This window comes from Kitasatospora sp. NPDC057542, assembly GCF_042801945.1.
Lineage (GTDB): Bacteria > Actinomycetota > Actinomycetes > Streptomycetales > Streptomycetaceae > Kitasatospora.
Window position 1 is genome coordinate 25,422 of record NZ_JBHVFE010000029.1, and the last position, 11,449, is coordinate 36,870.

Annotated in this window: 10 protein-coding genes; all 10 read left to right on the forward strand. The window is 75.6% G+C overall.

From position 1 onward, the window contains the following. Nucleotides 1-78: 78 nt before the first annotated feature. Nucleotides 79-906 (forward strand): SAM-dependent methyltransferase, encoded by an 828-nt coding sequence (locus tag ACFU7Y_RS06395; RefSeq protein WP_380766646.1) that lies wholly within the window; start codon nt 79-81, stop codon nt 904-906. Beyond that, nucleotides 903-1,619, forward strand: a complete 717-nt coding sequence (locus tag ACFU7Y_RS06400; protein WP_380766647.1) for a hypothetical protein — start codon at nt 903-905, stop codon at nt 1,617-1,619. The genes ACFU7Y_RS06395 and ACFU7Y_RS06400 overlap by 4 nt, the downstream gene beginning before the upstream one ends. Then, nucleotides 1,616-3,724 carry a tetratricopeptide repeat protein gene (locus ACFU7Y_RS06405; protein ID WP_380766648.1) on the forward strand — a complete coding sequence of 703 codons (2,109 nt, stop codon included), beginning with the start codon at nt 1,616-1,618 and terminating at the stop codon, nt 3,722-3,724. Before ACFU7Y_RS06400 ends, ACFU7Y_RS06405 begins: the two co-directional genes overlap by 4 nt. A 203-nt stretch (nt 3,725-3,927) precedes the next feature. Further along, nucleotides 3,928-4,407, forward strand: coding sequence for a hypothetical protein (locus ACFU7Y_RS06410; RefSeq protein WP_380766649.1), 480 nt, complete (start codon nt 3,928-3,930; stop codon nt 4,405-4,407). Then, nucleotides 4,404-6,254, forward strand: a complete 1,851-nt coding sequence (locus tag ACFU7Y_RS06415; protein WP_380766650.1) for a hypothetical protein — start codon at nt 4,404-4,406, stop codon at nt 6,252-6,254. The genes ACFU7Y_RS06410 and ACFU7Y_RS06415 overlap by 4 nt, the downstream gene beginning before the upstream one ends. An 11-nt stretch (nt 6,255-6,265) precedes the next feature. Next, the gene (locus ACFU7Y_RS06420) at nt 6,266-6,880 is read left to right on the forward strand and encodes a hypothetical protein (RefSeq protein WP_380766651.1); all 615 of its coding nucleotides are present in this window, start codon (nt 6,266-6,268) and stop codon (nt 6,878-6,880) included. Nucleotides 6,881-6,926: 46 nt separating this feature from the next. Continuing rightward, entirely contained in the window at nt 6,927-8,786 is a 1,860-nt protein-coding gene (locus tag ACFU7Y_RS06425; RefSeq protein WP_380766652.1) for a hypothetical protein, read from the forward strand. Nucleotides 8,787-8,791: 5 nt separating this feature from the next. Continuing rightward, complete coding sequence (locus tag ACFU7Y_RS06430; RefSeq protein ID WP_380766653.1) at nt 8,792-9,670, forward strand: Scr1 family TA system antitoxin-like transcriptional regulator; 879 nt, start codon at nt 8,792-8,794, stop codon at nt 9,668-9,670. Continuing rightward, nucleotides 9,667-10,119 carry a hypothetical protein gene (locus tag ACFU7Y_RS06435; RefSeq protein WP_380766654.1) on the forward strand — a complete coding sequence of 151 codons (453 nt, stop codon included), beginning with the start codon at nt 9,667-9,669 and terminating at the stop codon, nt 10,117-10,119. Before ACFU7Y_RS06430 ends, ACFU7Y_RS06435 begins: the two co-directional genes overlap by 4 nt. Nucleotides 10,120-10,238: 119 nt before the next feature. Beyond that, nucleotides 10,239-11,449, forward strand: a 1,211-nt coding sequence (locus ACFU7Y_RS06440; RefSeq protein ID WP_380766655.1) for a glycoside hydrolase family 15 protein, incomplete at its 3' end; no start/stop codon positions are given.

Here is an 11,449-nt window from a genome sequence, read left to right on the forward strand (position 1 = left end):
CACCGGGCCAGCCACGTCACGGCCGCGGCGCAACCTCTGGCCGTCGTCCACGTCGCACAGCCCGCACACCCCACCGGCATGGACCCGAAAGAGCAGTGGTGGACCTCCGGCGGGTCGGAGGAGTCCGTCTGGCCCAGAGTCGGTGCCCATGCCGCCGCGTCCGCGCGGGTCGCCGCCCATCTCCTGGGCGGCAAGGATCATTTCCGGGCCGACCGAGTCGCCGCCGAGCTCCTGCGCGAGGCGGCCCCTTCTTGGGCCAGCACCGCGCGTGCGGCCCGCCTCAGTGTCCTCAACCTCGCCGGCCGCCTTGCCGCGCAGGGCGTCGGCCAGGTCGTTGACCTGGGCTGCGGTCTGACCACCGGCCACCACGAAAAGTCGCCGCACGCACTCCTCCCACTGCACACCGCCGTCCTGCCAGCCGCACCGGGCACACGGATCGTCTACGCGGACCGCGACCCCATGGTGATGACCCACGCCCGGGCGCTGCTGCGCAGCCCGGTCCCGGATGCCGTGCAGCACCTCGAAGTCGATCTCTGCGAGCCTGACGAGCTGTTGGCGGCGCTGCGCGGCGGACAGGTGCGCCTCGACCTGGCCGCACCGGTGGCAGTGGTCCTCTCCGACGTGCTGCACGAGTTGGAGGACCGCCAGGTAGCCCGGCTCCTCGGAGCACTTCACACGGCCCTGGCGCCGGGCAGCGTCGTGGTGCTCTCCCACCGCACACCCCACGTCGACGAGGCGCAGCGCGCCGCCGTGGCTGCGGTGCATGCCGAGGTTGGCCTGGCCTGGAATCCCCGTACCCCCGCGCAGATCACCGAGCTGGCCTATCCCTGGGCCCTGATGGTGCCCGCGGTCCACCCGCCCGAATTCGCTGTGGCCCTTCTGACGAACCGAAGGGAGGGCCGGTGACCGCTCCGATCGCCCCGTCCGCGTCCGGCACACGTGCCGACGCGCTCCCGCCCAGCGCCGTGTTCGTCTCCCCCACTGGTCCGGTCCCTCGGATCACGAGCTGGAGCGGCGAGGTCCTCCAGCGGCCGCGCCGGATCCGTCACGACGATGGCGGCAAGCAGATCGGCTACTGGCAGGAGACGGCTGGCGACCGGGTGAACGGGGTCCTCGTGCTACGTAGCACCGGGGAGCCGGGGCAGGGCGTCCCGGTGTGGACTCGCTCCCACCCCGGTCGGCAGGTGCAGCTCATGCTGACCATGGCGTGCCGGGTGTGCGGCGAGCCCGCCGACCACACCGAGCAGGGCACGCTGTGGCTGCTCCCCCGGCCCCGGATGCGCAGCGGACGCGTACGGCGGTTGGCGGCCGGGTGGCCGGAGGGCGCGGTCGTCGAGCATCCCCCGGTGTGTGCCGCCCATGCCCTGCAGGCGCCCGGCCTTTGCCGGGCGCTCGACGGTGCGCTGCTGGTACGGGTCACCGCATCTGAGGTGTGGGGTGTCGCGGGCTGGTGCCTCGGCCCTGAGATGGAGCCTGTGCAGGGCTCCTTCTCCTTCACGGAGCCGGAGTTGCTGCGCTGGGTCGTGGCCACGCACGTCCTGCGCACCGTCACCGGCTGTACGGTCCTCACTGCCGAGGAACTGCGGGCCGATCTCGCCTGTCGAAGGGGCGGTCGGTGAACACGAACACGATCGCCGGCGGCGCGCGCGTGTCCGGGCCGGTGGTGCAGGCCCACCGCATCCACGGCGGCATCCACCTCCATCAGGGCCCCGAGAACCGTTGGGTGCGCCCCGATCAGCTGCCGCGTCCGGCCCCGGTGTTCGTCGACCGCAGCGCCGAGTACCGGACCGTGGCCGACACCCTCGACGCGGGCGGGATCCCCGTCCTGGTCGGCGCGCACGGAGTCGGCAAGGCGGCCCTGGCGGCCCGGGTGCTGCGCGCACTGGAGCAGCCCGGCGGTTACCTGGTGGCCGACCTGCAACCGGTCCCGGTCGGCCGGTGCGAGGCGGCGCTGGATGTCCTCGGCGGGTGGCTGCGCGCCCTGGGCGCCCCTCTGGTCTCCGAGCGGCTCGACCAGGCCCAGGGCCTGTGGCGGACCCTGACCGCGGCCCGTCGACCTGCGGTGCTGCTCGCCGGGGCACACGACGACGCCCTCGCGGGCGACCTTCTTCCCGCTGCCGGCTGCCCGGTGGTGGTGACCGCACCCGGCCATCTGCCAGGCCTGGTACCCCACGGCGGCGTCCACGTCGACCTGGGTCCGCTGCCGAATGGCGACGCCGCGGTCCTGCTTGTCTCCCTCGCCCGCCGCACACCGGCCGACGGGGAACAGGCGGCGCTCGCCCGGCTGGTCGAGGCGTGCGCGGGCCTGCCGCTGGCGCTCGGCCTGGCGGCCGCCCAGCTCCAGGTCGACGCGGACCTCAGCCCCACCATGCTCGCCGACACCCTCACCAGGCCTGCACCCGATGGCGAATCCCACCCCGTGGAGAACACCGTGCAACGCGCCCTCGACCACGCGCACGGCATGCTGAACACCGCCCGCGCCGCCGCCTACCGTGCCCTCGGGGCGCTGCCCCCCGTCCCGGTGGACGCTCCCCTGCTCGCCGCCATCACCGGCACCACCACGCCGACGGCGGCCGCGCACCTGGCCGCCCTCGAACGGCGCCACCTCCTCACGCACGCGGACGACGGCCCCGACGGTCCCCGCTACCGGCTTCCCGGCCCGGGCCACGACCACGCCGCCCGCCTCGTCGCCACCCTCGACGAAGCCGACACCGCAGCCGCAGCCCTGCTGGGCGGCGTGCAGTGGTGGGTGGCCACCGCCGAGGCGGCCGGCGCCCTGGCCAGCGCCCGCCACGCTCTCCTGCCACCCGAACCCGCCCCCGGGCCCCCGGCCTTCGCCGGCCCGCAGCACGCCTGGACGTGGCTGGACGCCCAGGACCCGCTGGTGCGCCCCCTTCTGGACACGGCCGCCCGCGCCGGGCACCGGACGCTGGTATGGCGCGGCGCCCTCGCCCTGTGGCCGCTCATCCTGCGCCGCCGCGACTACCCGCTGTGGCTATGGCTCTACCGCCTCGCCCTCGACGCGGTACGCCAGGACGCCACTGCCCCGCCCGCCGCCCTGCGCGAGGTCCTCAACGGCCTGGCAATCGGCCTGCGCGGCGTCGGACGGCACGACGAGGCCCTCTACCTGCTGCACGAGGCCCTCGCCAGCGCGACCGGCGACCCGCACCCCGACGCGACCGTCTCGCTCGCACAGCACCTGCACGACATCGGCGCCACCCACATCGAAGCCGGGCGCCCCGCAGCGGCGCGCCCTCCACTGGAGGAGGCCCTGAGGCTGCGCCACGAACTCGGCTACGAGCGGGGCGTGGCGCTCACCCGGATCGTGCTGGCGGGCGTCCAAGCCGAACTCGGCGAGGTCCGGCCCGCCCTGGCGTTGCTGCGCCAGGCCCGCACCGCGCTGGCCGGCGAGCCGCTGGAGGCGATGCGCGCGCTCGCCTGGACCGGCCACGTCCTGACCAGCGCCGGTCATCCCCTGCTGGCCGGCCGGGTCCTGGCCCATGCCCAGGCCCGGGCCGAGGAACTGCGGCACGCCTTGTGGAGTGCCCGGCTGCAGGAGTGGCGCGGCCTGGCGGCCGAGGCCGCGGGCCGGAAGGCCGCCGCGCGACGGCTACTACAGGCCTCGCACGCCGCCTACACCGCGGCCGCCTCCGGCTCCGACGTCCAGCGGCTGACCCGGCATCTGGAACGCCTCGCCCGCCCGACCGGCCCACCGCCCCGCTGACCCTCCCCCGTGCCTCTGTCCTCGTCGTGATCCTGGAGCAGCTCGTGTCCCGCCCCCGCTCACCCCAGCGGCCCCCGACTGCGGCCCCGGCCGCCCTCGTCCCGGTGCCCGGTATTCCGGCCGGCACGCGGACGTCCCCCGACCCGGCGAGCCTGCCGCCCGGCCCTGGCGCTGGTGTCCCGGTCGCCGAACGGGCCCGGATCGTGACCGAGACGGCCGGGCTGCCGGTCGCCCTCCTCGAAGGCGCAGCGGCGCCGTTGGAGATCGACGCCGCCGTCGAGTTGGTGGGCGGCCGAACCCGGTACACCAGCACCACCACCGTCTATCCCGCAGGCGTGAGCGTCTGCGTCAGCGACTACCGGCTGCACGCGGTGCCGCCCGGGGATCCGGCCGAGATCCAGCGGGCGGCCGCGGTCAGCGGGCTGTTCTGCGCTGTCACGGTCGTCGTCGACGGGGTGGCACGACCCGCGACGGGCTGCCGCAGCCGGCGCGGCGGGCCGATGCGGAGCTGGACGGCGTACGTGGACGGGTGGCTGGTGACCGCGCGCGGCGACGTGGCTGCCATGAAGGCCGTGCGGCTCGTGCGCGCCGAGACACCGCCCGGGCCCGGTGGCCGTAGGTCCCCTGCAAGCGCCCACGCCGCCGACAACCGCGCCCCGCTCGACTTTGTGGACGCGCGGTGACGGCGGGCGCGGGCACGACGGTGCGCAGCGGGCCGCCGTCGGGTGTCTCGTCGTTGGAACTGGTCCGGTATCTGGCCGGTCCGCTGAGCGTGGAGGGCATCGCCGATGCCTCGGCACGTTCCGTCGCCCGGGTCGAGGACTCCATGACGGTTCTTTGTCAGGCCACGGGTGCGCGCAGCCGCGTCGAGCTGGTCGCCGATTATGCCTGGGCCGGTCACCTGTCCCCGCGGGACCTAGGAGTGGGTGATCTCACGGCGGTGTACGGCCTGTCCGCCGCGATGCGGCTGCTGCTGCGGCTGACAGCCGCCGGCCTTTCCGACCGGGCGGTCAGTCACGAGACCGGCGCCATCGCGAGCACGGTGTGCAAGCGCCGTGAGGCGCTGCGCGAGGCCCTGGGAGTGGGCAGCGACCACCAGGCGGTCGGTCTCGGCTGTCTGGCCGGCGTCGTACGCCGCTCGGACATGCCCGGGCGCCGGTTCGTGCATGCGGTCGTGCCGGTGCCGGAGCACCTGCGGCCGCTGGTGGCACGTGCACAGCGGCACGTGGCCTCCGAGGGGCGGGCGCTGGTGGTCCTGCCACGCAGTGAGCAGGCGCGCCTGGCCGCCGCTCTCGCCGGTGGCCGCTGCCGGGTCCTTGTCCTGACTGTGCCGGGTGAGCACTGGGAGCACGACCTTGCCGTCCTCGCCGACGCCCACCGGGAGGCGGGGCAGGTCCTCGCTGTACTGGACAAGGCCGAAGCCGCCCGGCTGCCGCTGCCACCCGGCGTGGCGGCGGCCACCAGGCCGCGCGCGGTGCGCGCCGTCGTCGGCACGACGCTGCCCGCGGTCCTTGTCGCCACCCCGGCCGGCCTGCCTGCCCTCGACCGACTCCACCACGACGGATGGCCGCCTCCCGATCTGGCGATCGCCCTGGACGGCCACCTGCCCGCCACCGGCCGACGGATAGGCCGAACCGATGGCCGCCCGCCCGCCGCCCTGCTGCACCTGACCTCCATTCCCCGGTTCACCACCACCGGACGGGTCGACCGTGACGGCTGCGAGCCGGGCGTCACCGGCGAGCTGACGGCGTTGCTGGCGCAGCGGCAGGCCGCGGAGGCCGGGCTCATGCGCGGCTACCGGCTCGCAGCGGTCGCCACCGCCCGCTCGTTCCGGCACATGGGTCCGGCCCGGCTCGTCGCGGACCTCACCCGCGTCCACGGGCTGCGGCGCGTCATCGTGCGCACGGCCGGCCCGGCCGACTCCGTGAGCCTGGCGAAGGCTCTCGGCGCGACGGGCCTGGCCGCCGAGGCGCTGCCCGCACGCGGCCGCGCCCGGGTCCTGACCTGGTTCAGCGGAGCGGCGCCGGACACGCGGGTGCTGGTCTTCGACGGGCCGCTGCCGCCGTGGCTGGGCGCCGACGCCCTGGTCCACACCCATGCCGCGGCGTCGACCGCGCGCACCGCCGCCGTCGTCGAGGCCGCACTCACCCCCGCCGGCCCCGGCGAGGGCCCGCTGCTGATGGTCTCTGCCGACCGGGCCGACGACACGGGCTGGCCCGTCCTGGCCGCCCTCACCGCGGCGGTGGCCGCGCTCGACCCGCACCTGCGCCAAGACCTGGCCCAGGCCCGCACCGGGCCCACCGGCCACGACGGCCTGGAGTTCCCCCTGCCGCTGCCCGCGGGCGCCGACGAGCGGCGGGCGCGGCGGGTGTGTGCGTGGGCGGACACCACCTGGGAGGAGGAGATGACCGCCACCGCCGCCCGGGCGGCTGCCGAAGGACGGCCCCGGCGCGGCGTCGTCTCGCCCTCCGGCCGCCCGCTCACCTCCTGGACACCGTCCAACGCCGCCACCCGAACCCACCCCGCATGAACGGAGCCGTTATGCCCTCCTCCTCTCACGCCGTCACGGATGAGCCGTCCGGCTACGACACCGACGTACGCATCGCCCGCGGCGAGAACCTCCGCCACGACGCCCAGGACTGGCTCGACCCCGTCGGGCGCGTCCTCGACCCCGGATTCGGCCGTACGGCCCCCACCGTCCCTCTCGTGGCGCGCATCGAGGCGGTGGCGGCGACGACCGGCCTGCCGGTGGCTCTGCTGGACACCGCGGTGGCGCCGCACCGCATCCGCGCCCTCACCGGCCTGGTCGGCGGCCTCGTGCGCTACACCGGCACCGAAACCCGCTACCGGGACGGCCGGGAAGTGGCGGTGCGCTGGCCCGAACCGTGGGACGAACCCCCGGCAATGGAGGAGACCCGCCAGGCAGTGGGGTCCTGCCGACTGTTCGAGGACGGTCTTCTCATCGTGGACGGCGCCCAGGTGCCAGCCACCGTGTACCGGCCGGTGCGCGGCGGGGCGGCGATGACCTGGGCCGCCGAGGTCGGCGGGTGGTTCGTCAGCGTGCGCGGTCCGGCGCACGACGGCACCCGGGTGCACCTGGTGGGCGCGGACCGGAAACCGGGTCCGGGCCGCCCGCGCCACGACGGCGCCAGCTGATCCGGCCCGCTCCCGCCCCCTGCCATCCACCTCACCGGGACACCGCATGTACTCCACCGTCATCCCCGACTTCCCCTTCCCGGCCGGCTCCGCCCGGCTGAGCACGGAGGGCACCGCCGAGATCACCGCTGTGTTCGCGCGTACGCTCGTCGGCGACGTGGACTCCCTGGCCTGGGCGGCCCTGCTGTGCGGCCCAGGCACCGCGGAGCAGATCGCCGCCCGCCAGCACGTGCCCGTCGCGCTGGTGCGGCGAGCCGCCGACGGCCTGATGCAGCGCAACGCCCTGGCAACGCGTCCTCAGCTCGCCGCCGCCTACACGGCCGCGCAGCTCATCCCCTGCGGCGCGCTGTCCCTCCACGGCCAGGACCCGGCCGACCTCCGACCGGCCGACCAGGCGCTGTTGAGGCTCCTCGCCCGCCGCACCCGCCGGGAGGCCGCAGCCGAACTGGGGCTGACACTCGCCGCGGTGAACGCCCGCATCCGGCGCCTGCTCGCCGACCTGCAGGTCACCACCCTCCAGCAGGCCACCGCTCTCGCCGCCCACCGCGGGATCGTCCGCCCGTGGGACATCCGCCCCGACGCGCCCCTGCCCCTTCCCGCCCCGGTGCTCCCGCAGGCGCTGGGCCCGGCCGTCGAGGCGATCGCCGCCGTGCTGGCCGACGCTCCGCACCTGGCCGCCGCGCAGATCCCCCGCTGCGAGCAGCAGCAGGTCGCGGCGGCCGTCGCGCACGCCCGCTTCGGCGCGGGCGGTCGGATCCTGGTGGTCGCCCGGTCCGGACCCGCGTGGGAACTCGCGATGCGGGAGTGGGGGGCCGCCCGGCATTACGCCGGCGCCCTGGCCGGCCTCCAACTGCCCGACCGGCTCCGCGGCGGACGCAATGCGCTGGCCGAGGAGCTGGCGGCGGTGTCCTCGGTACGGGCCCTGCTCGACCTGGCCGGTACCACGCAGCCGGCCACCGTCGTCGCCACGCCCGAGGCGCTGCCCCTCGTCACGGCCCTGCACCACAAGCCCACCGCCGCACGATGGGACCTGATCGTCGTCGCCGACGCCGACCGCACCGGCCGGCCGGGCGCGCCGGGATGGCAGGTGCGCGACGACGGGGTCCTGCCCGCTGCCGCACGCCTGTTCATGACCTCCACCGCCCCGCACCGGCTGTCCGAAGGCTCCGGCACGGTGACGGTCGCACGCTCGGCCGCCGGAGCCGCCGCGACCGGGCGGGTGCGCGGCCACCGGCTGCTGGCCGCCGCCACGCCGCCCGGCACCGCGGCGCCAGCGCTCGCCGACGTGGCGGTCCTCGTCCTGCAGACCGCGTCCCGCCACGGGCTGCGCCGCGTCCAGGTCGCGTGCGCGACACCGGAGCAGTGCCGCCGGCTCGCCGCAGGTTTCGACGCCGCGGCCGCGGCCCTGACCGAGTGGCAGCGCCCGGCCACGCTGTGGACGGGCGTGATCACCCCCGCTACAGGGGCCGAGGAGCGCCACGGCGCGGTGCGGCGCTTCGCCGGGGGCGGGGCGGGCCTGCTCGTGCTGGTCACGTGCGAGCCGGTGCCCGCCGCCGGAGCCGACGCGCTGCTCGTCCTGGAGTCCGGCGACGAGCAGGCGACGGCCGAGGTCCTCGAGTGGGCGCTGCTCGCCCGCGACAGCGCCGATGCCACCCTCCCCCTGACGGTCGTCGTCCCCCTTCCCCACGACCACGACCACGACGCGAACGGCGGGCAGGCCGCCGCGCGGCGCACGGCGGGCCTGCTGCGCGCCTGCGCGCTGATGGACCCGGCCCTGGCCGAGCGGGCCAGGCGGCATCCGGCCGACTCGGCCACCCCCTGGATCCAGGCCGGCCCCGGCGTGACCGAACGCCACCTCGCGCTGCTCGAGGAAACCGCCCGGACCATCGCCGCGAAGGAGGCGTGAGGACCGTGCCGACCACCCCTGCCGCCGCCCAGCAGGACATCCTGCACTCCCAGCTGCCCGGACCGGCCGTCGTCCTCGGGCGTCTGGCCGCCCTGCTGAACGCCTGCGACCTCACCTGGCCACAGCTGGCTGTGCGCAGCGGCCTGACCTTGGACCAGTTGGCCCCCTTGCGGGACGGCCAATCCGTCCCGTCCCACAAACGGCTCGCCGCCGTGCTGGCCGCGGTGGGTGCCGGGGCGGAGCTCGAGGCGTTGCAGAGCCTGGTCCGGATGGATGCCGGCACCGTCACCGATCGGATGCCCGGCTGGGCCGTCCGACTGGCCGGGGCGCTGAACAGTGCCACCGGCTGGCGGGCCGGCGGCGGCAGCGTGATCCCGCTGGGACTGCGCACCACCGACCACCACGCCCACTGGATCAGCACGGTAGCGCCCGCCGTGCCCGAGGCCGAACGCGCGGCCCTGGACGCCCTCGCGACCACGGTGCCGACGTCGGCCGGGCGCCGGAGGGCGTACCTGGACCTGGCGATCCTCCATCGGCCTACCGGTGGTCCCGCAACGGCCGCCGCTCAGCTCGGCCGCCTCGTCGACCTCGTCCACTCCAAGAGGGTGGACCTGCGCCTGGTCGAGGGCCCCGAGGCGGGCACTCCTCTCGTCGAGATCACCACGACGGCCGGGGGCGTGCTGGTGGTCGACGTCACCGCCGACGGGGCCCGTTACCGCGCCGGTGACGCCGCGGCAAACCACGTGCTCGCCCTGGACACCCTCGCCTACCGCGCCGCCTCCGCACAGGCGACGATCAGCCAGCTGCGCACCGCGGCCGGGTGGATGCATGTACGCGCCGCCCCCCGCCGGGTGCGGGCCCGGCGCCCGGGAGGACCCCGGTGACCGACACCCTCCGGACCGCACCCGCCCGCCCGGGCCACCGCCGGGACGGTGCCCCGCAGAGCCCCGCCCCGTCCGGTGTAGCCGCGCCGCTGCTGATGACCGGGCCGCGCACCGCACTCACCGCCCAGGCCCAGCACGTAGTCGGCACCGTCGCACGCGCTCTGCTGGTCCTGCAGGGCGGCAAGATCGCCCACGCCCTCGCCCACACCGACGTGGCACCTGCGAACGACCCGTGGGCGCCGGGCGGCGCCCTGAACCGGGTCCTGCTGCCCGACTCGCTGTCCCCCGCCCTTCGCCGGACGGTCGCCCGCGTGCTGCTCCAGGCGGACACCCCCCGCACCAACCCCGTCGGGCACGCCGACGACCGCCCAAGCACCGGCCCCGCCCCGCCGAGGACCGGCCCCCACCCGGCACCACCGAGGACACCTCCCCTGTGCCGCATCACCTGACCACCCACCACGGCCAGGACCCCACGGCCTGCCACCCTGCCACCCACGTAAGGACGACCACCCCCGTGCAAGCCCACCCGACCGCACGCCGGATCGAAGACCACGCCCTGATCGGCAACATGCAGACCGCCGCCCTCGTCAGCAGAGACGGAACCGTGGACTGGTTGTGCGCCCCGCGTTTCGACTCCCCAGCCGTGTTCGCCTCCCTGCTCGGCACCGACGACCACGGCTCCTGGAACCTGGCCCCCGCCACCTACCACCCGCGCCCGGCCGACCGCCGCCGCTACCAGGGCGACTCCCTGATCCTGGAGCAGGAATGGGACACCCAGGGCGGCACCGTGAGGGTGACCGACTTCATGCCCACCTCCGCCCGGGCCGGCGCCGACCCGGTGCCCCGCATCATCCGCATCGTCGAATGCCTGACCGGCACCGTGACGATGCGCTCCGTCCTGCGACCCCGCTTCGGCTACGGACGCACCACCCCGGCCGTCCACCGCCCGCAGCCGGACCCCTGCGGCCCGCACCGCCTGGCCGCAGCCGCGGTCGCCGGCCCCGACGCGGTCTGGCTCGACAGCCCCCACCACCACACCGACACGAACGGCACCCTCACCGCCGAGTTCACCGCCCGGGCCGGCGAACGGACCGCCTACGCCCTCACCTACCGCGAGTCCCACCGCGGCGCCCCGCCCACCGTCGATACCGACCACGAACTCGCCCGCACCGAACGCTTCTGGCGTGACTGGGCCGACCAGTGCACCTACCAGGGCCCCTACCGCGAGGCCGTGATCCGCTCCCTCATCACCCTCAAGGGCCTCACCTACGCCCCCACCGGCGGCATCGTCGCCGCCCCCACCACCTCCCTGCCCGAGGACATCGGCGGCGTCCGCAACTGGGACTACCGCTACACCTGGCTGCGCGACGCCGCCATCACCCTCTCCTCACTCCTGCGCACCGGCTACCGCGAGGAAGCACGCGCCTGGCGCGAATGGCTGCTGCGCGCCGTCGCCGGCGACCCCGAAAACCTCCAGATCATGTACGGCATCGCCGGCGAACGCGAACTCACCGAATCCTCCCTCGACTGGCTGCCCGGCTACGAAGACTCCCAGCCCGTCCGCGTCGGCAACGGCGCCGCCGGACAACTCCAACTCGACGTCTACGGCGAGATCGTCGAAGCCCTCCACCTGGGCCACATGACCGGCCTGGTCCGCAACGACCACGCCCACCACCTCCAACTACGCCTGATCGAATACCTGGAGGACCACTGGCAGAACCCCGACGAGGGCATCTGGGAGGTCCGCGGCCCGCGCCGACACTTCGTCCACTCCAAGGT

Excerpts from the sequence above, each read along its gene's own strand:
- ACFU7Y_RS06420 (WP_380766651.1), top strand. The coding sequence starts at position 6,266 with ATGCCCTCCTCCTCTCACGCCGTCACGGATGAGCCGTCCGGCTACGAC.
- ACFU7Y_RS06425 (WP_380766652.1), top strand. The coding sequence starts at position 6,927 with ATGTACTCCACCGTCATCCCCGACTTCCCCTTCCCGGCCGGCTCCGCC.
- ACFU7Y_RS06395 (WP_380766646.1), top strand. The coding sequence starts at position 79 with ATGGACCCGAAAGAGCAGTGGTGGACCTCCGGCGGGTCGGAGGAGTCC.